Annotated in this window: 22 protein-coding genes; 4 read left to right on the top strand and 18 right to left on the bottom strand. The window is 69.4% G+C overall.

The features are described 5' to 3' along the window. The 3 genes from prsT to ACG04R_RS03820 all read right to left on the bottom strand — a co-directional run bounded on the left by prsT (position 1) and on the right by ACG04R_RS03820 (position 4,008). Positions 1 to 2,805, bottom strand: a complete 2,805-nt coding sequence (gene prsT, locus ACG04R_RS03830; RefSeq protein WP_394406546.1) for an XrtA/PEP-CTERM system TPR-repeat protein PrsT — start codon at positions 2,803 to 2,805, stop codon at positions 1 to 3. 64 nt (positions 2,806 to 2,869) lie between these two features. After that, positions 2,870 to 3,517 carry a retropepsin-like aspartic protease family protein gene (locus tag ACG04R_RS03825; protein ID WP_394406545.1) on the bottom strand — a complete coding sequence of 216 codons (648 nt, stop codon included), beginning with the start codon at positions 3,515 to 3,517 and terminating at the stop codon, positions 2,870 to 2,872. Between the two features lie 2 nt (positions 3,518 to 3,519). Then, complete coding sequence (locus ACG04R_RS03820; protein WP_394406544.1) at positions 3,520 to 4,008, bottom strand: YajQ family cyclic di-GMP-binding protein; 489 nt, start codon at positions 4,006 to 4,008, stop codon at positions 3,520 to 3,522. A gap of 83 nt (positions 4,009 to 4,091) precedes the next feature. Here ACG04R_RS03820 and murB point away from each other — a divergent pair, with 83 nt between their 5' ends. Next, positions 4,092 to 5,150 (top strand): UDP-N-acetylmuramate dehydrogenase, encoded by a 1,059-nt coding sequence (gene murB / locus ACG04R_RS03815; RefSeq protein ID WP_394406543.1) that lies wholly within the window; start codon positions 4,092 to 4,094, stop codon positions 5,148 to 5,150. 69 nt (positions 5,151 to 5,219) lie between these two features. Continuing rightward, on the top strand, positions 5,220 to 6,050 hold the full coding sequence (locus ACG04R_RS03810; protein WP_394406542.1) for a DNA ligase: 831 nt from the start codon (positions 5,220 to 5,222) through the stop codon (positions 6,048 to 6,050). A 4-nt stretch (positions 6,051 to 6,054) separates the two neighbouring features. Here ACG04R_RS03810 and argG read toward each other — a convergent pair whose 3' ends face one another. From argG to ACG04R_RS03795, 3 genes are read right to left on the bottom strand one after another with little or no spacing between them, the layout of a single operon-like run. Continuing rightward, positions 6,055 to 7,374 (bottom strand): argininosuccinate synthase, encoded by a 1,320-nt coding sequence (gene argG, locus ACG04R_RS03805; RefSeq protein ID WP_394406541.1) that lies wholly within the window; start codon positions 7,372 to 7,374, stop codon positions 6,055 to 6,057. 17 nt (positions 7,375 to 7,391) lie between these two features. Then, complete coding sequence (locus ACG04R_RS03800) at positions 7,392 to 7,658, bottom strand: GNAT family N-acetyltransferase (protein ID WP_394406540.1); 267 nt, start codon at positions 7,656 to 7,658, stop codon at positions 7,392 to 7,394. Beyond that, positions 7,655 to 8,215: a YaeQ family protein gene (locus ACG04R_RS03795; protein ID WP_394406539.1), complete on the bottom strand. Its 561-nt coding sequence runs from the start codon at positions 8,213 to 8,215 to the stop codon at positions 7,655 to 7,657. The genes ACG04R_RS03800 and ACG04R_RS03795 overlap by 4 nt, the downstream gene beginning before the upstream one ends. A 132-nt stretch (positions 8,216 to 8,347) precedes the next feature. On the opposite strand from ACG04R_RS03795, the gene ACG04R_RS03790 reads away from it, so the two are divergent. Further along, positions 8,348 to 9,016, top strand: coding sequence for a hypothetical protein (locus ACG04R_RS03790; protein ID WP_394406538.1), 669 nt, complete (start codon positions 8,348 to 8,350; stop codon positions 9,014 to 9,016). 83 nt (positions 9,017 to 9,099) lie between these two features. Further along, positions 9,100 to 11,145 (top strand): M3 family metallopeptidase, encoded by a 2,046-nt coding sequence (locus tag ACG04R_RS03785; RefSeq protein ID WP_394406537.1) that lies wholly within the window; start codon positions 9,100 to 9,102, stop codon positions 11,143 to 11,145. Here ACG04R_RS03785 and ACG04R_RS03780 read toward each other — a convergent pair. The 12 genes from ACG04R_RS03780 to ACG04R_RS03725 all read right to left on the bottom strand — a co-directional run bounded on the left by ACG04R_RS03780 (position 11,111) and on the right by ACG04R_RS03725 (position 23,712). Further along, complete coding sequence (locus tag ACG04R_RS03780; RefSeq protein WP_394406536.1) at positions 11,111 to 11,458, bottom strand: hypothetical protein; 348 nt, start codon at positions 11,456 to 11,458, stop codon at positions 11,111 to 11,113. The genes ACG04R_RS03785 and ACG04R_RS03780 overlap by 35 nt on opposite strands. A 130-nt stretch (positions 11,459 to 11,588) precedes the next feature. Beyond that, entirely contained in the window at positions 11,589 to 12,359 is a 771-nt protein-coding gene (locus tag ACG04R_RS03775; protein ID WP_394406535.1) for an ABC transporter ATP-binding protein, read from the bottom strand. Between the two features lie 5 nt (positions 12,360 to 12,364). After that, positions 12,365 to 13,480 (bottom strand): succinylglutamate desuccinylase/aspartoacylase family protein, encoded by a 1,116-nt coding sequence (locus ACG04R_RS03770; RefSeq protein ID WP_394406534.1) that lies wholly within the window; start codon positions 13,478 to 13,480, stop codon positions 12,365 to 12,367. A gap of 2 nt (positions 13,481 to 13,482) precedes the next feature. Further along, positions 13,483 to 14,169 carry an ABC transporter permease gene (locus ACG04R_RS03765; protein WP_394406533.1) on the bottom strand — a complete coding sequence of 229 codons (687 nt, stop codon included), beginning with the start codon at positions 14,167 to 14,169 and terminating at the stop codon, positions 13,483 to 13,485. Then, positions 14,166 to 14,858: an ABC transporter permease gene (locus ACG04R_RS03760; protein ID WP_394406532.1), complete on the bottom strand. Its 693-nt coding sequence runs from the start codon at positions 14,856 to 14,858 to the stop codon at positions 14,166 to 14,168. Before ACG04R_RS03760 ends, ACG04R_RS03765 begins: the two co-directional genes overlap by 4 nt. 2 nt (positions 14,859 to 14,860) lie before the next feature. Beyond that, positions 14,861 to 15,643: a transporter substrate-binding domain-containing protein gene (locus ACG04R_RS03755; RefSeq protein ID WP_394406531.1), complete on the bottom strand. Its 783-nt coding sequence runs from the start codon at positions 15,641 to 15,643 to the stop codon at positions 14,861 to 14,863. Continuing rightward, the gene (locus tag ACG04R_RS03750; RefSeq protein ID WP_394406530.1) at positions 15,643 to 16,425 is read right to left on the bottom strand and encodes an ABC transporter substrate-binding protein; all 783 of its coding nucleotides are present in this window, start codon (positions 16,423 to 16,425) and stop codon (positions 15,643 to 15,645) included. Before ACG04R_RS03750 ends, ACG04R_RS03755 begins: the two co-directional genes overlap by 1 nt. Before the next feature lie 26 nt (positions 16,426 to 16,451). Beyond that, positions 16,452 to 17,402, bottom strand: a complete 951-nt coding sequence (locus ACG04R_RS03745; protein ID WP_394406529.1) for an alpha/beta fold hydrolase — start codon at positions 17,400 to 17,402, stop codon at positions 16,452 to 16,454. A 154-nt stretch (positions 17,403 to 17,556) separates the two neighbouring features. Further along, positions 17,557 to 18,294, bottom strand: a complete 738-nt coding sequence (locus ACG04R_RS03740; RefSeq protein ID WP_394406528.1) for a sulfurtransferase — start codon at positions 18,292 to 18,294, stop codon at positions 17,557 to 17,559. Positions 18,295 to 18,308: 14 nt separating this feature from the next. After that, positions 18,309 to 19,412, bottom strand: coding sequence for an HD-GYP domain-containing protein (locus ACG04R_RS03735; RefSeq protein ID WP_394406527.1), 1,104 nt, complete (start codon positions 19,410 to 19,412; stop codon positions 18,309 to 18,311). After that, positions 19,409 to 21,421, bottom strand: coding sequence for a hybrid sensor histidine kinase/response regulator (locus ACG04R_RS03730; RefSeq protein WP_394406526.1), 2,013 nt, complete (start codon positions 21,419 to 21,421; stop codon positions 19,409 to 19,411). The genes ACG04R_RS03735 and ACG04R_RS03730 overlap by 4 nt, the downstream gene beginning before the upstream one ends. After that, positions 21,421 to 23,712: a hybrid sensor histidine kinase/response regulator gene (locus tag ACG04R_RS03725; protein WP_394406525.1), complete on the bottom strand. Its 2,292-nt coding sequence runs from the start codon at positions 23,710 to 23,712 to the stop codon at positions 21,421 to 21,423. The genes ACG04R_RS03730 and ACG04R_RS03725 overlap by 1 nt, the downstream gene beginning before the upstream one ends. Positions 23,713 to 23,739: the final 27 nt, after the last annotated feature.

Raw genomic sequence — 23,739 nt, 5'->3', positions numbered from 1 at the left:
TCAATTGAGGGTGGCCAGTGTGCGCTTTGCGTCATCGAGAGCGTCGAAGTTGCCCGCCTTGATGGCCGCCTGCAATTCCTCCCTGGCTTCCGGTGCGCGCGAGGCCTGGGCCAGCGCAGCGCCGAGGTGGTAGCGGATTTCCGCCAACTCGGGCGAGCGCAGCCGGGCGTCACGGAGCAACTGGATGGCCCGGTCCAGCTTGCCCGCCTTGAGGTTGGCCCAGCCGGCCGTATCCAGGACGAGCGCATCCTTGGGCCTCAGGGCCAGCGCCTGTTCGGCGACCTGGACGGCCGTCGGGTCTTTCAGGCGGATCAGCACATTTGCGAGGTTGTTGAGCGCCTCGGCGTCTTGCGGGTTGATCTTGGCGACCGCCTCGTACCGTTGCCGGGCCGGCGCGAAGGAGCCGGCGCGTGCCTCCGCGTCGCCGATCGCCTTCATGACGGCGGTGTCGCGCGAGTTGCGCGCCAGCCATTGGTCGGCGGTGTCGCGGGCCTCCTTCGTCCGCCCCTGCCGCGACAGCGCCGTGACGAGGCGGGCGACGTTCGTGCTGCGGGGCGCCAGTTCCTGCAGCTTGCGTAGTGCCTCGATCTCCTTCTGCGGCTCGTTCCTGACCCGTGCGACCTCGGCCAGCAGCACATAGGCGGCTTCCGACCTGGGATCGAGCTTCAGCAACTGGCGCGCCTTGGCTTCGGCGCTGCCGGTGTCGTTGCGGCGCAGGTCGACCTGCGCCATCAGGCTCAGCGCCGTCGGGTTGTCGGGAGAGCCGCTGAGCGCCTTGTCCAGGCTGTAGCCGGCACCCTGCGCATCCTGCGCCTGCAGCTGCTGCGCGGCGATGTTGACCAGTTGCTGGGTGTTGAAGGATGCCTTGCGGGCCGCGTTTGTGAGCGTGAGCTTGGCTGCAGCCGCATCGCCGTTCGAGAGCTGGGCGGCGGCGAGGGCGCGCAGTACGTCGATGTCGTCAGGCTGCTTGGCCGACAAGGTCTTGGCGGCCTGCAGTGCGAGGGCTGGCTTGTTCTTGCGCCGGTACCACTCGACGAGCGCGAAGTCGGCACGCAGCTCCCGCGGGCCGCTCGCCTCAGCGGCGCTGCGCAGCCACTTCTCGGCCTCGTCGTCCTGGCCGCGCAACTCGTTCAGTAGCGCGAACTCGAATTGGACGTCGGCTCGGCGCTCGTTTGACTTCAGCAGTTCGCGCAGCCGCTTGTCGGCCGCGTCGAAGGACTTCGTCATCGCATCGATGCGGGCCATGCCGAGCTGGGCGTCGATGAGCTTGGGGTCGAGCCGCAGCGCGCGATCGAAGCCCTGCCGGGCGCCGCCCAGGTCGCCGCTGCTCTGCCTGAGAGTGGCATCCAGCAGCGCCAGCGAGGCCTCGTTGGGCATGCGCTTGACGGCTTCGCCGGAGACGCGCAGCGCGTCCGCCAACCGGCCTCCGCGTGCATACGCCTTGATCAGCGCCAGCGTGGCGTAGATCTGCCTGGGGTTGGACTTGTAGACCTTCTCGAGCTGTTCCAGCGCCATCCGGTCCTGGCCGATCTGGAGCAGGCCGATGCCCAGCGCGGTCCGCATGTCCGGGGATTCCTGCTGCTTGAGCGCGTCCTGCATCAGGGCCGCGGCCCGGGCACCGCGCCCCTGGTTGATGTGCAGGCTGGCGAGCATCAGCAACGCCTGGCTGTCGGTCGGGCGGCTGCGGGTGTATTCCTCCAGCAGCTCCTGGGCGCGCCCGGGATTGGGCTCGTTCAGCGCGATTTGAGCCAGCAGTTTCAGCAGCGGGCTGCCGGGCTGCTGCCGCGCGGCCAGCTCGAGATAAGGCTTGGCCTTCTCGAACTCCGCCAGGCCATAGTGCGCCAGGCCGTTGAGCATCAGGAACTGGGTGCGGAAGCGGATGAACTCGATGGGCACCGGGTCCAGCAGGTCGGTGACCTGCTTCAGCGCCGCCTTGGTGCCAGGTGCGTCGCCCCGGCGCTCGCTGATCAGCGCGCGCAGGTAGGCGGAGCGGGGGTCCTTGGGGTGCAGCTTGGCGGCGACCGTGAGGTCGGCGAGCGCGTCGTTGTCCCGGTTCAGGTCGGCGAGCAGGCCGGCACGGGCGATGCGGGCTTCAAAGTGCTTCTCGTCCAGGCTGATGACGCGGTCGTACGTGGCCAGCGCTTCGCGCAGGTCGCCCGCCGCGTGCATGACCGAGGCCCGCTGGTACAGCGCGTCCGTGCTGTCGGGCTGCATCTTGAGGGCCTGGTTGGCCGCCGTCACCGCCTCCGTCCATTGCCGGGCGCGGATTCTCAGCGGCACCTCGGCCACCCAGGACTGGATGGCGTTCGGGTCGAGCTTGCGCGCCTCCTGCACAGTGGCCAGCGCGTTGCGTGGGTCGCCGAGGTCCGAATAGGCGGCAGCCCGCTCCAGCAGCAGGTCACGTCGCGTCGTGGTGCCCAGGCCGTCGACCGACAGCCTGGGGTCCGAGAGCACCTGTTGCTGCTTGCCCTGGGCGCTCAGCGCCCGCGCCAGCGGCACGCAGATCTCGGCCCGGTCGACGCCGAGCCGGATCGCCTCGGTGAAGGCAACCTCGGCGGCCGCGGGCTGGCTGTCCGCCAACAAGGCCTTGCCCAGCAGGACCTGGACGGACAACTGGTTCTTGTCAGCCTGCAGCGCGTTCTTCAGCTGGATGATCGCGCCCGCGATGTCCTTGGCCTCGTAGCGCTTCAGTGCGTTCTCGTAGTACTGGGCGGCCTTGGCGGCGTCCTGGGCCTCGGTGGCGGGCGACGCGGCGATCAGCAGCGCGGCCAGCAGGCCGGAGAGCGGGGCGGTGTGACGGGTCATCGGGGCGGCCGGCGATTGGAGGCGCCGGATTCTTGCAGAAGCCCGTCGGGTCGAGCGGGCGGGGTCAGTAGCGCAGCTCCAACGTCATGACATCGTTCTCGCGGCGCATCTGGAAGCGGTTCAGGAAGCTGTTGCCCAGCAGCACGTGTGGCATCCGGGCGGGGATGACGATGGCGCTGACGTTGCGCACCTCCACGTCGCCGATCCGGATGCTGGCCAGGTCGATCACGTAGGCCGGCACGATGCCGTTGGCTGTCTGGGTGACGACACGCTTGCCGTTGACGAAGCGTAGGCCCAGCCTCTCGGCCTCTGCCTGGCTGAGGGCCACGCTGGTGGCGCCGGTGTCGATCAGGAAGCTGGTCGCCTGGCCGTTGATGGTGCCGGGGGTCGTGTAGTGCCCATCCGGGCCCGATGCCATGACGATGTAGCGTTGCTGCTCGGTCGACGACACGATGCGCGCCGGTGCCGCGCCCAGTTGCAGGGTCTGGCGGCGCCCGGCGGTCTCGACGACGGCCCGGCCGTCCTCCAGCGCGACGAGCCTGACGCCTTTGGCCGTGGCGCCCACCTCCAGCGTGCGCGGCTCACCGTCGATGATGAGCAGCGCCGCCCTCGAGCCCAGCATGCCATTGAGCTGGACCTGGGGCGATGCGGGCTGCGCCGGCGTGGCCATGGCGAGGCCGAGCAGCGCGAGCGCAAGCCAGCAGCGGCGCATGCTCAGTCGCGGAAGTTGTTGTAGGTCAGCGGCGTGTCGCTGAAACTCTTCTTCAGGTGGGCGATGCCCGCCTGCAGGTCGTCACGGTTCTTGCCCGTCACGCGCACGGCGTCGCCCTGGATGCTGGCCTGGACCTTGAGCTTGCTTTCCTTCAGCGAGTTCACGATCTTCTTGGCCAGCGTGGCCTCGATGCCTTCCTTGATCTTGTAAACCTGACGCACCTTGTCGCCACCGAGCTTCTCGATCTTTTCCTGCTTGTCGAGGAAGCTGATGACGACGTCCTGCTTGGTCAGCTTGGCGTAGAGCACGGCTTCGATCTGCTCGAGCTGGAATTCGCTGTCGCCGGTCGAGTGGATTTCCTTGTCCTTCAGCTCGACCTTGGCGCCCGTCCCCTTGAAGTCGAAACGGGTACCGATTTCCTTGATTGCGTTGTCCACGCCATTGCGGATCTTGACGTGGTCGGGTTCGAGAACGGTGTCGAAGCTGGGCATTTGCAGTCGGGGGGTAAAGGGTCTGCGAAAATTTTCCCATGCCCACGCCCTCACCGACCCCCTCCAAAGCAGTGCCCAACGGCGTGCCGATTCCCCTTGCGGCCAATCCGGCCCTTCTCGTCGAGACCGACGTCAACCTGAAGCCCTACAACACTTTTGGCCTGCCGGCCGTCGCCAGGCGGCTCGTGCGCATCCGCGAGGCGGCGGACGTGCGCCGCGTCGTCGACCACCCCGAACTGGGCCGTGCGCCGAAGTTCGTGCTGGGTGGCGGCAGCAACCTGGTGCTGACCAAGGATGTCGACGCCGTCGTGCTGAAGGTGGAGATCCCCGGCATCCGCCTGCTGGAGGAGCGCGATGACGCTTGGATCGTCGAGGCCGGCGCCGGTGTCGTTTGGCACGACTTCGTCACGTGGACGCTGGATCACGGCTACCCCGGCCTCGAGAACATGGCGCTGATTCCCGGTACCTGCGGCGCCGCGCCGGTGCAGAACGTCGGTGCCTACGGCATCGAGGTGAAGGACCGGCTGGAGGCGGTGGAGGTCATGGACCTCGTCACGGGCCGGCCGGCGCTGCTGCCCGCGGATGTCTGCCGCTTCGGCTACCGGGACAGCGTGTTCAAGCACAGCGACTTCGGCGGGCTGGCGGGCAAGAGCGTCATCACGCGCGTGCGCTTTCGCCTGCCCAAGCCGTGGCAGCCGGTGCTGGGCTATCTGGAGATCGAGCGCAAGATGGCCGAGACCGGCATCAGCTCGCCGACGCCGCGGCAGATCTACGACTGGATCGTCGCCGTGCGCCGCGCCAAGCTGCCGGACCCGGCGGTCATCGGCAACGCCGGCAGCTTCTTCAAGAACCCGGTCGTCACGGCCGAGCAGTGCAAGGACATCATCGGCCGCGACCCTGGCATCGTTCACTACCCCATGCCGGATGGCAGCGTGAAGCTTGCGGCCGGCTGGATGATCGACGCCTGTGGATGGAAGGGCAAGACGGTGGGGGGCGCGGCCGTCTACGAGAAGCAGGCGCTGGTGCTCGTCAACAAGGCCGATGCACGCGGCGCCGAGGTCGTCACGCTGGCGCGCGCCATCCAGGAGAGCGTCTACGGGCGCTTCGGCATCCGGCTGGAGCCGGAGCCGGTCGTCGTCTGATGTGAATCCTGCCGCCCGCTGTCGGCGGGCTGGTTCGATGATGGCCGCCTTCTGTTGTGGGAGGCGGCGATGAGCGACAACAAGACACTGAACCGGCGCGTGCTGCTGGCCTGGCTGGGAAGCCTGGGCGCCCCGGCGTTCGCGCTGGAGCCGCTGCTGGCGAAGAACGCGCCGATGGGCATCGACCCCAGGGCGTATCTCGTCAGCGAGAAGCTGGACGGTGTGCGGGCGCTGTGGGATGGCACGACGCTGCGCTTTCGCAGCGGCCGCACGGTCTCTGCGCCGGCCTGGTTTCTGGCCGGGCTGCTCAAGACGCCCCTGGACGGCGAGTTGTGGATGGGGCGGCGCAGCTTCGATGTACTGTCGGGCATCGTGAGGCGGGCCGAGCCGGTGGATGCCGAGTGGCGGCGTGTCCGCTACCGCGTCTTCGAGCTGCCGGCTGGTGAGGGCACGTTCGAGCAGCGGGCCGACAGGCTGAAAGCGCTGGCTGGCGAGGTCGTCCAGCCGGTCGAGCAGCAGCGTGTCGCATCGAACGCCGAACTGCGCGCCAAGCTGAAGCAGATCGTCGACGCCGGCGGCGAAGGGCTGATGCTGCATCGCGCCGATGCGCCACTGGCGTCGGGCCGCAGTGACCTGTTGTTGAAGCTCAAGCTGCTGGCGGACGCCGAAGCCGTCGTCGTCGGGCACGAGCCGGGCAAGGGCCGCTTTGCCGGCCAGCTCGGTGCGTTGGAACTGCAGACGCCCGAAGGCGTGCGTTTCAAGCTCGGCACGGGCTTCACCGAAGCCCAACGCCGTGACCCGCCACCCGTCGGCGCGATGGTCACCTACCGCTACCGAGACCTGACGCCGGCTGGCAAGCCTCGGTTCGCGAGCTTCGTCCGCGTGGCGGACGATTTCTGAGCGATCAGCCTTCCAGCTTGGGCAGGCCGCCACCGGCCAGCAGGCCCGTGCCGGTGTAGATGCCCAGCTTGCCGCGGGTGTCGGTGATGTCGAGGTTGCGCATCGTCAGCTGACCGATGCGGTCGGCGGGGCTGAAGGGCGCGTCTTCCACCTTTTCCATCGACAGCCGCTCGGGCGCGTAGGTCAGGTTGGGGCTCTTCGTGTCCAGCAGCGAGTAGTCGTTGCCGCGGCGCAGTTCGATGGCGACTTCGCCGGTCACGGCGCGGGCAATCCAGCGCTGGGCGGCTTCGCGCAGCATGATGGCCTGCGGGTCGAACCAGCGGCCCTGGTACAGCAGGCGGCCCAGCTTGCGGCCGTTATCGCGGTACTGCTCGATGGTGTCCTCGTTGTGGATGCCGGTGACGAGGCGCTCGTAGGCGATGTGCAGCAGCGCCAGGCCCGGGGCCTCGTAGATGCCGCGGCTCTTGGCCTCGATGATGCGGTTCTCGATCTGGTCGCTCATGCCCAGGCCGTGGCGGCCGCCGATCTTGTTGGCCTCGGCCAGCAGCGCCACCGGGTCGCGGTACTCGACGCCGTTCAGTGCGACGGGCACGCCTTCCTCGAAGCGCACGGACACCTCTTCGGCCTTGACGACCACGTCATCACGCCAGAAGGCCACGCCCATGATGGGGTTGACGATGCGGATGCCGCTGTTCAGGTGCTCCAGGTCCTTGGCCTCGTGCGTGGCGCCCAGCATGTTGGAGTCGGTCGAGTAGGCCTTCTCGGCGCTCATCTTGTAGGCGAAGCCCTTCTCCGTCATGAAGGCCGACATCTCGGCGCGGCCGCCCAGTTCGTCGATGAAGGTCTGGTCCAGCCAGGGCTTGTAGATCTTCAGCGCCGGGTTGGTCAGCAGGCCGTAGCGGTAGAAGCGCTCGATGTCATTGCCCTTGAAGGTCGAGCCATCGCCCCAGATGTTGACGCCGTCGGCCTGCATGGCGGCCACCAGCATCGTGCCGGTCACGGCGCGGCCGATGGGCGTGGTGTTGAAGTAGGTCACGCCCGCGGTGCTGATGTGGAAGGCGCCGGCCTGCAGCGCGGCGATGCCCTCATGAACCAGCTGTGCGCGGCAGTCCACCAGCACGGCCTTCTCGGCGCCATACAGCATGGCCTTGCGCGGGATCTCGTCGTAGTCGGGCTCGTCGGGCTGGCCCAGGTTGGCCGTGTAGGCGTAGGGCAGGGCGCCCTTGAGCTTCATCCAGTGCAGGGCCGCCGAGGTGTCGAGGCCGCCGGAGAAGGCGATGCCGACCTTCTGGCCGACGGGAACGGATTGCAGGATCGTGGACATGGGTGAAGGTCTCTTCTTCAGGCGACGAGGGGTTGCCACCGGGGGTGGCGCTGGATGTAGACGTGGACGTAGCTGCAGGCGGGCACGACCTTGAGGCCCTCCGCCTGGGCCCATTGCAGGCCGGCCTCGACGAGCTGGGCCGCCAGGCCCTGGCCGCGGTAGGCCGGTGGCACGCCGGTGTGGGTGAAGGTGACGCGACCGCCGCCCAGGCTGTAGTCGAGCACGCTGGTCGGCGTGCTCGGCAGCGTGAATCGTTGGCGGTCGGGTTCGTGCTGGGGTGTCATTCCGTGGGCGTCTTCAGCGCGACGGGATGGATCTCGACCGACGCGTTCGCGGTGGACACGTAGACGCTGCCGTCCTGGATGCTGATCTGCAGCTGCATGCTGCGCTCGGCCAGGGCCGCGAGGGCCTGCGACTGCTCGGCGGGGATCTGCCAGACGGCCAGCTTGGGCGCGCGCGTCAGCTTGCCCTCGATGCCGCGCCACCAGACCTCGGTGCTGGACGCGTAGCTGTAGACGCTGACGCGCTCGCTGCGGCCGTGGGCCTTCATCAGCCGGCGATCGTCGGGCTGGCCGAGGTCGATCCAGTGCACGACGTCGCCGGTCAGGTCCAGTTGCCAGAGTTCGGGTTCGTCGACGTCGGACAGTCCCTTGGTGAACTCCAGCTTGCCGCGCAGGTCGTCGGCCGCCACGTTCAGCGCGTAGGCCAGCACGCGGATCATCATGCGCTCGTCCGTCTCGCTCGGGTGGCGGGCGATGGTGAGGCTGTGGTCGCCATAGACATGGCGGTCCATGTCGGCGATCTGCAGCTGGGCTTTGTGGATGGTGGCTTTAAGCGCCATGCGGTGCGTTGGCGGCGGGCGCCATGTACAAGGTGGTAACGAAAGGGCAGCCGGTGATTATCGCGGCGAAGCCTCGTGGCATCATTCCGCCCTTCAGTTTTGAACCTTCGCAACCCGCGTTGCGCCCTCGACATGAAACGCATCCTTCTCCCGCTGGTCCTGGTCCTCGCCGTCTCCGCACAGGCGCAAATCACCAACAATCCCAAGGCCAAGGTCGACCCGAAGAACAACAAGGTCAGCAACCCGGTCGTCGAGAAGCCGAAGCCCAAGCTGATGACGCGCGACGAGCTGCGTGCCTGCATCGACCAGCAGGAAGCCAATAGCAAGGAAGCCGAGGCGATCAAGGCCGACCAGGCCTCCTACAAGGCCAACGCCGAGAAGATCAAGGCCGACAAGGCTGCCGTCGAGGCCGGCGAAGCCGCGCTGGGCAAGCAGGTCGCCGACGTGAAGGCGGAGAAGGAAGCCATCCTGGCCGCGCACGCCGCGCTGACGGCCGAGGCGCCCAAGCTCTCCAAGGAAGACCTGAAGGCCCGCAACGACGCCTACACGGCGCGCGTCGATGGTTTCAACAAGATGTTTGACGCCGTGAAGGCCGCCGATGCTGAGCAGAGCGCCAAGCGCAAGGCCTTCGGTGACCGGGTTGACGCGCTGGACGCACAGTTCAAGGCGGTCGAGGACCGTCAGGAGAAGTACTTCGACGCCAACGACAAGTGGAAGGCCGAGTGCCAGAACAAGGCCTACGACGAGAACGACGAAAAGGCCATCCGCAAGGAAAAGGCTGCTGCCGCCGCGGGCAAGTGACCCGGCACAGCGCCTGAACCGACGACGGGCCGCCTCCGGCAGGAAGCGGCCCGTTTTCTTTGGATCACCTGAGAGCCCCCCGCATGAGCAACCCGCTGCTGCAGGACTGGGCCGGCCCACACGGCCTGCCGCCCTTCGCCGACATCCACCCGGCGCATTTCCAACCCGCTTTCGAGGCCGCGCTGGCCGCGCATCGCGCCGAGATCGACGCCATCGCCAACGAGGCAGAGGCACCGAGCTTCGCCAACACACTGGCTGCCTTCGACGCCAGCGGCCGTTTGCTGACGCGGCTGGAGCATCTGTTCTACACACTGGCTGCGTCGGCCACGTCACCCGACTTGCAGGCCGTGCAGCGCGCGCTGGCAGCGCCGCTGGCGGCACACAACAGCGCCGTCTATATGCACGCAGGCCTGTTTGCGCGCGTCGACGCGTTGTTCGAGCAACGCGAGCGCCTGGGCCTGATGGGCGAACCCCTTCGCCTGCTGGAGCGCGTGCACCTGGACTTCCTGCGTGCCGGCGCCCGCCTCGAGCCCGAGGCCAAGACCCGCTACGCCGCCGTCATGGCGCGGCTGGCTGAACTGAATACCCGCTTCGCGCAGAACGTGCTGGCGGCGGAGAACGGGTACCAGCTGCGGCTGACGACCGAGGCCGAACTCGCCGGCCTGCCCGGCTTCGTGCGCGCCGCGGCCCGTCAGGCCGCCGTTGATCGTGGGATGGAGGAGGGCGTCCACGTTGTGACGCTGTCGCGCTCGCTGATCGTGCCCTTCCTGAGCTTCAGTGCGCGGCGCGACCTGCGCGAGCAGGCCTGGCGTGCATGGGTGGGCCGCGGTGACGACACCGGTGACACTGACAACCGCGCCATCTGCCAGGAGATCCTCGAACTGCGTGCCGAACAGGCCCGCTTGCACGGCCATGCCTGCTACGCTGACTTCGCGCTGGAGGACACGATGGCGCGAAATCAGAGCGCCGTCATGAGCCTGCTGGAGCGTGTCTGGCAACCGGCGCTGGCCGCACAGGCGCGCGAGCGTGAGGCGGTGCAGGGCGCCATGGCCGCCGCCGGCGCCACGCACGCGCTGGAGCCCTGGGACTGGCGCTTCTACGCCGAGCAGGCGCGGCGCGCCCGCTTCGAACTGGACGAGGCCGAGGTCAAGCCCTATTTCCCGCTGGACCGCATGGTCGCGGCGATGTTCGACTGCGCCAGCCGCCTGTTCGGCCTGCAGTTCACGCCGCGGCCGGATATCGCCGCCTACCACGCCGACGTGCGCGCCTACGAGGTGCTGAACGCCGACGGTTCGCTGCGCGGCCTGTTCCTGCAGGACAACTTTGCACGGCCGCCCAAGCGCAGCGGCGCGTGGATGAACGCGCTGCGCAACCAGAGCCGCGCGCTCGGGGCCACCCCCATCATCCTGAACAACAACAATTTCGCGAGGGGCGCGGCCGGCGAGCCGACGCTGCTGAGCTTCGACGACGTGCGCACGCTGTTCCACGAGTTCGGCCACGGCCTGCACGGGCTGCTGTCCGATGTCGAGTACGAACGGCTGGCCGGCACGCAGGTGCTGCGCGATTTCGTCGAACTGCCGTCGCAGCTCTACGAGCACTGGATGGCCGAGCCCGAGGTGCTGAAGAAGTTCGCCCGCCACTGGCAGACCGACGAGCCCCTGCCCGACGCACTGCTCGCCAAGCTGCAGGCCGCACGCCAGTTCGGCCAGGGCTACGAGACGCTGCGCTACACGGCCAGCGCCCTCGTCGACATGGCCGCGCATGCGCTGCCCGGCGCGCCGGCCGATGTCGTGGCCTTCGAGCGCGACACGCTGGCCAAGTGGGGGCTGCCCGCCGAGGTCGGCATGAACCACCGGCTCACGCACTTCCAGCACCTGTTCAGCAGTGCAGGCTACGCGGCGGGCTACTACGTCTACCTGTGGGCGGAGGTGCTGGATTGCGACGCCTTCGACGCCTTCGTCGAGGCCGGCAATGTGTTCGACCTGGCCGTGGCGGCGCGGCTGCGAGAGTGCATCCTGTCGGCCGGCAACAGCGCGGAGCCGGGTGCGGCCTTCCGTGCCTTCCGCGGGCGCGATCCGGTGGTCGAGCCGATGCTCAAGGACCGGGGGCTGCTGCAACCTGCCGGCTGAGGCGGTGCCGCACGCGGGCGGCGACCAGCAACAGCGCCGCCGACAGCAGCACAGCGAAGAGCACGGCGGTCTCGCGGTCGCCGGCCTGCCAGCACAGCCCGGTCGCGCCCGCGCAGAGCGTCAGCGCGCTGAGCTTGGTGGCCCACCACAGCGGTTGCTCTTGGCGTTGCACCCAGGGCCAATCGCACCCGGCCTTCAGCCCCAGCAGCGCCCCGGTGCTGCCCACCTTGACGGCCATCGACAGCAGCACCAGCCAGCTCCAGGCGTCCTGTGGCGTCGTGAAGCCCAGCGACAGATGGGAGTCGAGTGCCATCTCTACACCTCGCGCCGGCGTGGCAGCCCGATCGTCACGGCCGTCATCATGATGGCGGCCCGCCACCTGGACCGGCGCGGCATGGCGCCGCGTCCGTGCCACAGCAGCCGTGCAGCAGACGGGCGCACCGCTACTTCAGGCCGCCGCTGAGGAACTGCTGCAGCCGCTCGCATTGCGGCTTGAGCAGCATCTCCTTCGGGTTGCCTTCTTCCTCGACCCGCCCCTGGTGCAGGAACAGACAGTGGTTGGAGACCTCGCGCGCGAAGCCCATCTCGTGCGTGACGACGATCATCGTGCGGCCTTCGGCCGCGAGGTCGCGCATGACCTTGAGCACTTCGCCGACCAGCTCCGGGTCCAGCGCCGACGTCGGTTCGTCGAACAGCATCACCTCGGGGTCCACTGCCAGCGCGCGGGCGATGGCGACGCGCTGCTGCTCGCCGCCCGACAGCTGTGCCGGGTAGACGCTCGCGCGGTGCGATACGCCCACGCGCGCCAGCAGCGCCTGCGCGCGCTCGACGGCTTCGGCCTTTGGCTTGCCCAGCACGTGGATGGGCGCCTCGATGACGTTTTCCAGCACCGTCATGTGGGCCCAGAGGTTGAAGTTCTGGAACACCATGGCCAGCCGCGCGCGCCAGCGCTGCAGTTGGTGGGCGTCGGCCGCCTTCAGGCTGCCGTCGCGGTCGCGCACGAGCTTCAGGGCCTCGCCGCCGAGCGCCAGTTCGCCTTCGTGCGGCTGCTCCAGCAGGTTCAGGCAGCGCAGGAAGGTGCTCTTGCCCGAGCCCGAAGAGCCGATCACCGTGACGACGTCGCCGCGCCTGGCCGCCAGCGAGATGCCTTTCAGCACCTCGCGGTCGCCGAAGCGTTTGTGGATATTGGCGGCTTGAAGCTGGATGTCGCTCATTCGGGTCAGGCCCCCAAAAGCTTGCCGGTACGCAGCGCGGTATGGCCGGCGACCTTGGCGACACGCATGCCGGCATTGGCGAAGCGCAGGAAATCGCGCGCGAAGAACAGGCCGTCGACGGGGCTCTTCAGCTCGGTGATTTGCGCCGTGATCGGGTCGATGACATGGGCCAGCACGTCGCCGGCCTTCACGTCGGCACCGACCGGTTGCAGGAAGGTCAGCACGCCGGCCACGGGCGACTTGATCGGCATGCTGCCGGCGAGTGGGCGGGCGTCGCCCACCGCGGCCGGCAGGGCCGGCTTGTCGCCCGAGATCAGGCCGCGCCAGCGCAGGAAGTCGACGATGTTCTTCGCATCGGCGGCGGCCAGCTCGTGGGTCACGTCGGTGGCGCCGCGCAGCTCCACGGTGACGGACAGGCAGGCCTGAGGGATGGGGAAGCGATTGCCGAACTGTGCCTTCCACTTCCACCAGACCTGCGAGCAGGCCTCGTCGAAGGGGTTGTCGCCCGAGTCCTGGGCCAGCAGCGTCAGGCGTGCGCCGAGGAAGCGCGCCAGCGGATCGCAGTCGGGCCAGCAGGGCGTCTCGGTGTAGAGGTGCATGACGGCCTGCGCGTCGCAGTGCAGGTCCAGCACGATGTCGGCGTCGCAGGACAGGCCCAGCAGCGTGCGGCGCTGCGACTGCAACTCGGTGTCGACCGGCGAGGCGGCCACGGCACGCTTGAGCGCTCTGCGAAGCAACGCGACGTTGGCCGCGGCGTCCTGGCCCAGCTGCGGCTCGACCTCGGCGGCGACGGCGGCGATCTGGTCCGGGTAGTGGCGGTTGAAGTTCTCGCCCGACATCAGCTCGAAGCGGCCCAGGTGGGCATGCAGCAGGAACTGGCTCAGGCCGATGGGATTGGCCATCGGCACCAGCACGATCTCGCCCGTGATCTGGCCGGAGGCCTCGAGCGCGTCGAGCTCCAGGCGCAGGTGGTGGGCCACCAGCATGCCGGGCAGCTCGTCGCCGTGCAGCGAAGCCTGGATGTAGGCCTTCTGGCCGCCTGTCTTGCCGTAGTGCAGCGAGACCAGTTCGCGTTGCGTGCCCGGCGCGGGGGAGAGGAGAGGGTGGCGAATGAGTTGCATGGTCAGCGGGACATCATCGGCTTGAGCCAGCGGTTCTCGGCCCAGCGGAACAGGCCCACCAGGCTGAGCGTCAGCACGAAGTAGAAGGCCCCGGCCGTGATGAAGGCCTCGAAGGGCAGGTAGTAGGTGGAGTTCACTTCGCGGGCGGCACCGGTGAGGTCCAGCAGCGTGACGACGCTGGCCAGCGACGTGCCGTGCAGCATGAAGATGGCCTCGTTGCCATAGGCCGGCAGCGCGCGGCGCAGCGCGGCGGGCAGCACGATGCGGCGCAGCATCATGCCGCGGCCCATGCCCAGCGCCTTGGCGGCCTCGATCTCGCCGGCCGGCAACGCGCGGATGCTGCCGGCGATGATTTCGGTCGTGTAGGCCGCAGTGTTCAGCGTGAAGGTCAGCCAGGCGCAGAACGTGGCCGACGACAGCCACGGCCAGGCGACGCTGTCCCTCACTGCGTCGAACTGAGCCAGGCCGTAGTAGCAGAGGAAGAGCTGCACCAGCATCGGCGTGCCGCGGAACACATAGGTGTAGGCCCAGACCAGCCTGGAGGCGATGCCGCGGGAGACCGTGCGCACGACGGCCAGCGGCACGGCCAGCAGCAGGCCGCAGCTCAGCGACAGTGCCAGCAACTTCAGCGTGACACCGAGCCCGTCCACGTACTTCGGCAGGTTCTCGGCGATGGTGTCGAAGTTCACAGCTTCGCCTCCTTGGCGCCAATGGCCAGCCGCTTGTTCGCCCAGCGGAAGGCGAGCTCCGACAGGCTGGTGAAGACGAGGTAGATCAGCGCCACGGCGAGGTAGAAGTTGAACGGCTCTCGCGTGGTGCCGGCGGCCTGCTGGCCACGCGTCATCACGTCCGACAGGCCGATGACCGACACGATGGCCGTGCTCTTGATGAGCACCAGCCAGTTGTTGGACAGCCCAGGCAGCGCGTGGCGCAGCATCTGCGGCAGCGTGATGCGCCACAGCACTTGGCGCGGGCTCATGCCGTAGGCAAGGCCCGCCTCGCGCTGGCCCGGCGGCACGGCCAGGAAGGCGCCGCGGAAGGCCTCGGTCAGGTAGGCGCCGAAGATGAAGCCGATGGTCAGCACGCCGGCGATGAAGGGGTCGATGTCGATGTAGTCGTCGTGGCCTAGCATCGGCGCCAGCGTGTTGATGCCAATCTGGCCGCCGTAGAAGACCAACAGCATGAGCACCAGGTCGGGCACGCCGCGGATCAGCGTCGTGTAGACGGCCGCCAGCGCCTGCGCCACGCGCGAGCGCGACAGCTTGGCCAGCGCGCCGGCCAGGCCCAGGGCGGCGGCGACGAGCAGCGACGACAGGGCCACGCCCATCGTGACGGCGGCGCCTTCGAGGAGGCTGGGAAGGAATCCGTGCAGCAGCATGTCTAGGGCTTCGGCGTCACGAGGTCGAAGCTGAAATAGCGGTCGTTCAAGGTCTTCAGCGCACCGCTGCCTCGCAGCGTGGCCAGGGCTTCGTCGATGCGCCGGCCCAGCGTCTGGGCCTCGGTCTTGCGCAGCCCGACACCGATGCCCTTGCCGTAGTAGCGCTCGTCGCGGCCGAAGTCCGGGCCGGCGAAGCCGAAGCCGCGGCCATCGCTCTGGTTCAAGAAACCGAACTGCGCAATGACGGCGTCCACCAGCGTGGCGTCCAGGCGGCCGGACTTGAGGTCCAGGAAGGCCTGGTCCTGAGTCGCGTAGCGCATCACCTGGCTGTCCTTGAACTGCTCGGCCAGGAATCGCTCATGGATGGTGCCGCGCTCCACGCCGATGCGCTTGCCCTTCAGGCTGGCGGGGCTCCCGTCCAGCCCGGTGCCACTGCGCATGACCAGGCGCACCGGCGAGAAGTAGTAGGGCGCCGAGAAGGCGATGACCCGCTGGCGCTCCGGCGTGATGGACATCGAGGCCATGATGGCGTCGATCTTGCGCGACTGCAGCGCCGGGATCAGACCGTCGAAGTCCAGCATGACCGGCACGCACTGCATCGCCAGGCGGTTGCACAGCGCCTGGGCCAGGTCGATCTCGAAGCCCTTGAGCTGGCCGTCGCTGCCCACCTCGCTGAACGGTGCATAGCCAACTGCGAAGCCCACGCGCAGGCGCAGCGGCGAGGTCTGGGCCATCGCCGGCAGGGCGACGGCCAGCGGAGCGGCCAGAGCAGAGCGTCGGCGCATCAAGGCTGCTTGGTGCGCGGTGCGATGTCGTAGTCGAAGTACTTGTCGGCCAGCTTCTTGAACGTGCCGTTGGCCTGCAGCGCGTCGATGGCGGCGTTGAACTTCTTGCCCAGCGTCGCCTCGTCGGCCTTGCGCATGCCCACGCCGGTGCCGACGCCGAAGATCTTGTCCTCGATGGCCGGGCCGGTGAAGGCGAAGCCCTTGCCCTCGGGCTTCTTCAGGAAGCCGAAGTCGGCGGCGGGCGTGTCCATCAGCGTCGCGTCGATGCGGCCGCTCTTGAGGTCCAGGAAGACCTGGTCCTGGCTGCCGTAGCGCACGATCTCGCTTTGCGTGAAGGTCTTGGCCGCGTAGGCCTCGTGCGTGGTGCCGCGCTGCACGCCGATCTTCCTGCCCTTGAGGCCGGCGGCGGTGGGGTCCAGCTTCAAACCGGCCTTGGCGACGAGGCGTGCCGGCGTGTTGTAGTAGGGCTTGGAGAAGGCGATGACCCGCTGGCGCTCGTCGGTGATGGCCACGCTGGCGAAGATGGCGTCCACCTTGCGCGACTGCAGCGCGGGAATGAGGCCGTCGAACTCCTGCTGCACGAGCGTGCACTGCGCCTGCATCTGCGCGCAGTAGGCCTGCAGCAGCTCGATCTCGAAGCCCTTGAGCTTGCCGTCGGGGCCGATCTCGGAGAACGGCGGGTAGGCGCCCTCGACGCCGATACGCAGTTTCTTCCATTCGGGAGCCTGGGCCTGGGCGACGGATGCGGCCAGGGCCAGCGCGAGCAAGACGGTTTTCTTCATGTCTGACCTTTTGGGTGGGACGGTGTTCAATGGGCGACTGCAGGTAGCCAGTCGCTCAAGGCCGCAAGGGTAGCAGCCGGGTCTTCCTCCTGAGGCACATGGCCCAGGCCCGGGAAAACCACCAGACGACTGCCCGGGATGGCCTGGTGGAAGGCCTCACCCCACTTCGGCAGGATCAACCGGTCCCTGCCTCCCCAGAGGATGAGGGTCGGCACCTTGATGTCGGGCAGTCGCTCGACGGGGCCGGGCGCGAGCTGGTCCATGCGCTGCATCAGGGCGATGCGGTTGCCTTCGCGCAACGTCAGCTCGTAGTAGCGGTCCACCAGCGCGGCGGTGACGCGCGTTGGATCGCCGTAGACGTTCATGACGCTCTCCTCGATGCTGCGGCGGGGCAGCACCCAGCGCATGGCCTGCCGGAGCACCGGGAGGCGAGCGATGCGGAAGCCCAGCGGCATGGACTCGGGCACGAAGGGATAGCCGCCGGCGTCGACCAGCACCAGGCCGGCCACGCGCGTCGGGTCGGCCAGGGCCAGCTGCCAGGCGATCTCTCCGCCCAGCGAATTGCCGCCGACGATGGCGCGGACTATGCCCAGCCGGGCCAGCAGGTTGCGCGTGAAGGCGACGTAGCGGGCGTCGCGGTAGTCGCCATCGGCGTTGGGGCCGGTCAGGCCGAAGCCGGGCAGGTCGAAGCTGATGACGCGGCGCGTCTGCGCGAGCTGCGTGGCCCAGCCTTCCCAGGTGTGCAGGCTGGCGCTGGTGCCGTGGATGAGGACGATGGGCAGCGGATCGCTGCTGGGGCCCTGGTCGCGGTAGTGCACCAGAAGGCCGTCCAGCTCGACGAAGTCCGACGGCGGCGGCGCCCAGCGCGGGACCAGGCTTTCCAGCGAGCGGTCCGGCGCCTTGCTGACGGCGAAGCCCAGCGCGGCCAGCATCATCAGGATGCCGACGACCTTCAGAGCGATGTCGCCGAGCTTCATCTGTGTTGACGTTTCGGGCCGAGCGCTGGGCCGCTCCCGAGCCGGCCCGTCCGGCGATGTGCGAGCGGCTCGACGCTGCGAGCATCGCCGTCCCCTCGGGGGACCGACCGAGCTTGCCCGCGTTCAGCGCGGCGAGACTGGGCGAGGGGTGGATTCACGTCGGTGTCAGATCGGCGTTGACGCCCCGGCGGTCGTCGAAGACGAAGCAGTTGCCGTGGTAGTGCTTGCCGCCGGTGTCCTCGAAGTACTTGAGGATGCCGCCGTCCAGCTGCCAGGCGGTCAGGCCTTGCTCCTGCAGCACCATCGCCGCCTTCTCGCAGCGGATGCCACCGGTGCAGTAGCTGACGACCGTCTTGCCCGCCAGCTCGTCGCGGTGGGCGGCCAGTGCGTCGGGGAAATCGCTGAACTTGTCGAGTCGCCAGTCGATGGCGCCGTCGAAGGCGCCGGCGTCGACCTCGAAGCCGTTGCGCGTGTCCAGCATGACGACCTCCCGGCCATCGTCGTCATGGCCCTGGTCCAGCCACCGCACCAGCGTGGCCGGCGGCAGTGCGGGTGCGCGCGGCGCCTGGTCGGGGCGAATGGCGGGCCGGTTCATGCGGATGATCTCGGGCTTGACCTTGACCTTCAGCCGCTGGAAGGGCTGCGCCTCGCTCCAGCTTTCCTTCGGCGTCAGTGTCGCGAAGCGGGCGTCGGCGCGCAGCTCGGCGACCCAGGCGTTCACCGCGTCGGCCGGGCCAGCCAGGAACAGGTTGATGCCCTCTTCGGCGATCAGCACGGTGCCCTTCAGGGCAAGGGCCAGCGCCCGCGCTTCGAGGCGGTCTCGCAGCGCCGCCGTGTCGGTCAGCGAGACGAAGAGGTAGCAGGAGATGTTGAGGATGGAGCCGGACTGCATGAGGGGGCGGATTATCAATCCGCCCATCGGGAGGCGATGCGCTTGACCTCGTCCACGCAGGCCTCCAGCGCTTCCACGACGCGCGGGTCGAAATGACTGCCGCTGCCGTTGCGGATGAAGGCCAGTGCCTCGTCGTGCGTCATGGCCTGCTTGTAGGGGCGCTCGCTGATCAGTGCGTCGTAGACGTCGGCCACCGCCATCAGCCGGGCGGACAGCGGGATGGCTTCGGCAGCCAGACCGTCGGGGTAGCCGCTGCCGTCCCAGCGCTCATGGTGATGGCGGGCGATCTGCTTGCCGAAGGTCAGCATCAGGCCGGCGTCGTCGCCGAGGCGGTCGATGGCGCGCTGCAGCAGGTCGGCGCCATGCTCGGCGTGGGTCTTCATGACGCGCCATTCGTCGGGCGACAGCTTGCCGGGTTTGAGCAGGATGCCATCGGGGATGGCGACCTTGCCGATGTCGTGCAGCGGCGCGGCCTTGGCCAGCTCGTCGATGGCGGCTTCGGTCAGGTCGTCCGGCCCGTCGGGCTGGGCGGCGATCCACTGCGCCAGCGTGCGCACGTATTCCTGCGTGCGCTGGATGTGATTGCCGGTGTCGGCGTCGCGGAACTCGGCCAGGCCCACCATGACGAACAGCGTCGTGTCGCGCAGCCGCTCGACCTCCCGGCGGCGCGCCTCCAGCTCGCCGCTGAGCTGCGCGTTGTGGTGCAGCAGGTGGTCTTCCGCGAGCTTGAGCTGCAGGTGGGTGCGCACGCGCGCCAGCACGGTGGCCGGGTTGAAGGGCTTGTGGATGAAGTCGGCACCGCCGGCCTCGAAACCGCTGCTCTCGTCCTCGGGGCGCGTCAACGCTGTCAGGAAGACCACGGGCACGCGGCGCGTGGCCGGGTCGGCCTTGAGGCGGCGACAGACCTCGTAGCCGTCCATCTCCGGCATCATGACGTCCAGCACGATCAGGTCGGGCGGCTGGCGGCGGCAGATCTCCAGCGCCTTGGCGCCGCTGACGGCCAGCTGTACGCGGTACTCGGGCTTGAGCACCTGGGCCAGCAGCGTCAGGTTGGCCGGCGTGTCGTCGACGACCAGGATGGTGGCTTGCGGCAGGACGATGTTCTCGTGCGGGATCATGGTTCGCTGTCACCTCGCAGTGCGGCCTGGGCCTCGTCGAAATCGAAGCGCTGCATGGCGCCGGCCAGCGCCTTGGCCTGGCGTGCCGGCAGCATGTCGAGGAAGGCCGGGCCATGCTGCTCCCACAGCGTCAGCGCGTGGCTGTCGGCCTCGCCCAGCAGCGTGTCGAGCTCGCTCATCAGCGTCGCCGGATCGGTGGTCGTGGCGACAGCCTCGGGCGGGGCCGCCGGCGGTGCCTCGATGGGCAGGGCGCGCTCCAGGTCCAGCAGGCGGCGCAGCGTGTGCGGCAGCAGCGGCTTGGGCGCCAGCGCGTGTGCCCCCTGGCGCAGCGCGCGGGCGCGCAGCACCGGCGTGTCGAAGGCGCTCAGCAGCACGACGCGGCGTGCGCCGCTGACGCCGGCGGCAGCCAGTCGGCGCAGCAGTTCGCCACCTTCCATGTCGGGCAATACCCAGTCGACCAACAGCAGGTCGGGCGGGGCGTCGCCCGATGCGTTCACGAGGCGGGCCAGCGCCTGGGTGCCCTGGGGCAGCAGTTCGAGGCGTGCCGTGGGCGCCAGCGCCTTGATGAGGCCCACCAGCGCGTCGTGCCCCGGGCTGTGCGGCGCCTGCACGACGAGGATGTGGTGCAGCCGTGCCAGCGGTGGCAGCGGCAGCTCGGGGCTGGGCGGCAACGGCAGCAGCAGCTCGAAGGCGCTGCCGCGGCCGGGCGTGCTGCGCGCCGTCAGCGTGCCGCCCATGCGCTCGGCCAGTGCGCGGCAGATGGCCAGGCCCAGCCCGGTGCCGCCGAAGCGCCGCGACGCGCCGGCCTCGGCCTGCGCGAACGGCGTGAAGATGTGGGCCAGCTGTTCGTCCGAGATGCCCACGCCGCTGTCGCGCACGCGCACCCGCCACGCACCGTTGGCCTCCAGGTTGACGCTGAGCTTGATCTGGCCCGCCGACGTGAACTTGACCGCGTTGACGAGCAGTTCGGTGATGAGCTGGGTCAGCCGGGCCGCATCGCCACGGCGCGCGCCGGCCGGGCCCAGCAGCTCGGGCGAGGCCACGTCGCAAAGCAGCTCCAGCTGCTTGGCCTGGGCGGCGGGGCGCACGGCGTCGAAGGCACTGCCGAGCAGCTGCTCCAGTCGCAGTGGCTCCTGCGCCAGCTGCATGCGACCGGCGTCGAGGTCGGAGTAGTCCAGCAGGCCGTCGATGAGCTTGACGAGGGACTCGCCGGCCAGCGCCACTTCCTGCAGCTGGCCGCGCTGGGCGGTCTGCAGACGGCCGGCCAGCAACAGCCGCGTCTGGCCCAGCACGGTGTTCATCGGCGTGCGGATTTCGTGGCCGATGGTGGCGAGGAAGTCGGACTTGGCGCGCGACGCCGCCTCGGCCGCGGCACGCGAGCGCTCCAGCTCCTGCAGCCGCGCCTTGACGAGGTCATCCGGCGTGGCCGGGCCGTCGCCGGCCGGCACTAGCAGCGTGAGCCGCGCGAACTGCCGGGACAGCCCCCACAGCGCGAGGCAGAACATCGTCTGGCACAGCGCCAGGTTGGCCAGCAACGGCCAGGACTGCAGCAGCCAGGCTGGCGAGTGGCCGGAGAAGCGCAGCAGCGTCGGTGGCGCCAGCATCAGCACCAGCAGGCCCAGCGAGATGGCCAGCGCCTGGCGCGCGCGCCAGGTGATGAACAGCAACAGGCAGCCGCCCAGCGTCCAGGGGGCGAGGCTGGCCAGCGTGTAGAGGCTGGGCCCGGGGTCGGGGCGCAGCGTGAAGGCCAGCAGGCCCAGGCTGAAGTACAGGGACAGCAGCGTGACGCCGGCGCGTTGCCACTGGCCCAGCCACTGCGGGCGCCACCAGGTCAGCGCGGTGAGCGCGGAGAAGGCCAGCACCAGGCAGGGGTAGGCGATGCGGTCGTTGGGGTCGATGACGCCCAGCGTCGATTCGCTGGCCCAGGCGCCCAGCGCCGACAGGACGATGAGGCCGAACAGCCAGCGAGTGCCGATGGGGCCGACGATGACGAGACTGACCGACCCCATCAGGCCTCGTCCTTGAGCGCCAGCAGCGCGGTGTCGAAGTCCAGCGCGGCCAGTGCCCGCGCCAGCCGGGCAGCTGTCGCGGGGGGCAGCCCGCTGTCGGCGCCATGCGCTTGCCACCAGTCCAGCGCGCGGCTGTCGCTTTGGGTCAGCAGTCGGCGCAGCTCGGCGATGTCGCCGGGACCTTGTGGCATTGGCGCGGCGGCCGCTTCGGCAAGAATCGCGCGGACTTCGTCCATCAGACGGGCCAGCCCGCTCTGCACGCGTTCCAGCTGGCCGGCGGCGGCGCCGGCATCGGCAGCGGCGGCGCTGCGTTCAAGTGCCAGCGCCTGGTGGTGCAGCGGCTGGGCGCCTATCGTGGCGGCCAGGCCCTGCAGCGTGTGCGCGGCGCGGCGCAGCTCGGTCCACTCGCCGCTCTGCAGCCAGGCGGACCAGTGGGCCACGCCGTCGGCGTACTGCGTGGCAAAACCCTGCAGCGTGCGGCGGTACAGCGCCGCCTGGCCGTCGAACTGGCGCAGGCCGGTGGCCATGTCCAGCGTGGGGGCCGGTGCAGGCGGCGGCTGGTAGCGCTGCAGCTCGCGGACGAGGCGGTTCACGTCCAGCGGCTTGGCAATGTGACCCTGCATGCCGGCGGCCAGGCACTGGGCGCGCTCCTCGGCCAGCGCATGGGCGGTCATGGCCAGCACGGGCAGGTGCTCGTAGCCAGGCAGCTCGCGCAGCCGGCGCGTCGCGCTGAGGCCGTCCAGCACGGGCATCTGCAGGTCCATCAGTACCAGGTCGTACGCCCCGGGGCCGCGGGCCAGCAGCTTGTCCAGCCCCTCCTGGCCATTGCTGGCGACCTCCACCTCGGCACCGCGGCTGCTGAGCAGGCGTAGCGCGATCTCCTGGTTGACGGGATGGTCCTCGACGAGCAGCACGCGCAGCTTGGCGAGCGACTGGCGGTCGAGGGCGGGGGCACGGTCGGCTGGCATGTCGCCGAGCAGGCGGCGCAGCTCGGTCGGCAGCAGCGGCTGGGGGCATAGCGAGCGGGCGCCGAAAGCGCGGGCCTGGGCGGGGGCGTCGTCGAGCACCGGCGTGTTCAGCACCGCGATGCGCAGGCCCGGGTGGTCGCGGCGCAGCCGGGCCAGCAGCTCGGCACCGGTCGGGCCCGGGCCCGGCAGATGCCAGTCCAGCAGCAGCCACTCGACCGCGCGGCCGGCCTGGCGGGCGGCGTCCAGCGCGCCGAAGGTGCCGGCGACGTCGGTCGCCGCGTCGACGCTGTCACGCAGGCCGAGGTGGCCCAGCAACGCCAGCGTGGCCCCGCGGCTGGCGGCGTGGCCTTCGGCCAGCAGAACGCGGCACGGTTTGAGCGGCGCGGGCGGCGTGGCGTTTTCATCGCGAGGGAGCGCCAGGCGGATCTCGAAATGGCTCCCGCGCCCGGGCTGGCTCTGCACCTCCAGGGTGCCACCCATCAGCTCGACGAGACGATGCGCGATGGCCAGGCCCAGGCCGGTGCCGCCGTAGCGGCGCGGGGGCGCGGCGCCGCCCGGCCGGAGCTCGCGGAACAGGCCGGCCACCTGCTCCGGGTTCATGCCGATGCCGCTGTCCTGAACGATGATGACCAGCGGTACGCGGCCCTGCTCATCGGCGGGCCGCGCGGCCAGGCGCAGCAGCACCTGGCCGGCGGGCGTGAACCTGACGGCGTTGGACAGCAGGTTGACCAGCACCTGCTGCAACCGCGGCGCATCGCCGCGCAGCAGGCCACGGGCGCCGAGCAGGCTGGCGTCGGCCCAGTCGCAGACCAGCGCCACGGCCGGATTGGTGTGCAGCGGCCTGACCAGCTCGACGGCCTGGGCGACGACGTCCTCCAGCCGCAGCGGCTGCGATTCGATCCGCATGTGGCCGGCCTCGATCCTGGAGACGTCCAGCACGTCGTTGACGAGGCCCAGCAGCGTGCGCGAAGCGGCGTCGGCCTTGGTCAGCAGGTCACGTTGCTCGGGCGTGAGCGAGGTCTGCAGCGCCAGCTGGGTCATGCCCATGATGGCGTTCATCGGCGTGCGGATCTCATGGCTGATCTGCGCGAGGAAACGCGTCGTGGCCTCGGCGGCCGCGTTGCGGGCCTGGGTATCGTCGTCGCGGCGGCGCAGCGCCGCCACGCCAAGCGGCGGCAGCGGCAGCAGCAGGAGGTTGAGTGCCAGAGCGGCATCCACGGCCGGGTGGCCGGTGCTGCGCAGACTGAGCAGCAGCGCCAGGAGCGCCAGCAGCGCCGCCATGGCAAGCAGGAGGAGTCCGAGCGTGATCTTGCGCTGGGGCATGGGCGAAGGGATTGGGCGCGCCGATTA

The sequence above is a fragment of the Pelomonas candidula genome (genome assembly GCF_043555985.1).
In the GTDB taxonomy this organism is placed as follows: Bacteria; Pseudomonadota; Gammaproteobacteria; order Burkholderiales; family Burkholderiaceae_C; genus Pelomonas; species Pelomonas candidula.
Note: the sequence above shows the minus strand (reverse complement) of the source record. Positions and strands in the feature narration are given on the sequence as shown.

Excerpts from the sequence above, each read along its gene's own strand:
- ACG04R_RS03755 (WP_394406531.1), bottom strand. The coding sequence starts at position 15,643 with ATGCGCCGACGCTCTGCTCTGGCCGCTCCGCTGGCCGTCGCCCTGCCG.
- ACG04R_RS03810 (WP_394406542.1), top strand. The coding sequence starts at position 5,220 with ATGAGCGACAACAAGACACTGAACCGGCGCGTGCTGCTGGCCTGGCTG.
- ACG04R_RS03820 (WP_394406544.1), bottom strand. The coding sequence starts at position 4,008 with ATGCCCAGCTTCGACACCGTTCTCGAACCCGACCACGTCAAGATCCGC.
- ACG04R_RS03740 (WP_394406528.1), bottom strand. The coding sequence starts at position 18,294 with ATGCAGTCCGGCTCCATCCTCAACATCTCCTGCTACCTCTTCGTCTCG.
- ACG04R_RS03735 (WP_394406527.1), bottom strand. The coding sequence starts at position 19,412 with ATGATCCCGCACGAGAACATCGTCCTGCCGCAAGCCACCATCCTGGTC.
- ACG04R_RS03790 (WP_394406538.1), top strand. The coding sequence starts at position 8,348 with ATGAAACGCATCCTTCTCCCGCTGGTCCTGGTCCTCGCCGTCTCCGCA.
- ACG04R_RS03760 (WP_394406532.1), bottom strand. The coding sequence starts at position 14,858 with ATGCTGCTGCACGGATTCCTTCCCAGCCTCCTCGAAGGCGCCGCCGTC.
- ACG04R_RS03780 (WP_394406536.1), bottom strand. The coding sequence starts at position 11,458 with ATGGCACTCGACTCCCATCTGTCGCTGGGCTTCACGACGCCACAGGAC.
- ACG04R_RS03725 (WP_394406525.1), bottom strand. The coding sequence starts at position 23,712 with ATGCCCCAGCGCAAGATCACGCTCGGACTCCTCCTGCTTGCCATGGCG.
- ACG04R_RS03825 (WP_394406545.1), bottom strand. The coding sequence starts at position 3,517 with ATGCGCCGCTGCTGGCTTGCGCTCGCGCTGCTCGGCCTCGCCATGGCC.
- ACG04R_RS03800 (WP_394406540.1), bottom strand. The coding sequence starts at position 7,658 with ATGACACCCCAGCACGAACCCGACCGCCAACGATTCACGCTGCCGAGC.
- ACG04R_RS03785 (WP_394406537.1), top strand. The coding sequence starts at position 9,100 with ATGAGCAACCCGCTGCTGCAGGACTGGGCCGGCCCACACGGCCTGCCG.
- ACG04R_RS03770 (WP_394406534.1), bottom strand. The coding sequence starts at position 13,480 with ATGCAACTCATTCGCCACCCTCTCCTCTCCCCCGCGCCGGGCACGCAA.
- ACG04R_RS03795 (WP_394406539.1), bottom strand. The coding sequence starts at position 8,215 with ATGGCGCTTAAAGCCACCATCCACAAAGCCCAGCTGCAGATCGCCGAC.
- ACG04R_RS03775 (WP_394406535.1), bottom strand. The coding sequence starts at position 12,359 with ATGAGCGACATCCAGCTTCAAGCCGCCAATATCCACAAACGCTTCGGC.
- argG (WP_394406541.1), bottom strand. The coding sequence starts at position 7,374 with ATGTCCACGATCCTGCAATCCGTTCCCGTCGGCCAGAAGGTCGGCATC.
- ACG04R_RS03730 (WP_394406526.1), bottom strand. The coding sequence starts at position 21,421 with ATGGGGTCGGTCAGTCTCGTCATCGTCGGCCCCATCGGCACTCGCTGG.
- prsT (WP_394406546.1), bottom strand. The coding sequence starts at position 2,805 with ATGACCCGTCACACCGCCCCGCTCTCCGGCCTGCTGGCCGCGCTGCTG.
- ACG04R_RS03750 (WP_394406530.1), bottom strand. The coding sequence starts at position 16,425 with ATGAAGAAAACCGTCTTGCTCGCGCTGGCCCTGGCCGCATCCGTCGCC.
- ACG04R_RS03745 (WP_394406529.1), bottom strand. The coding sequence starts at position 17,402 with ATGAAGCTCGGCGACATCGCTCTGAAGGTCGTCGGCATCCTGATGATG.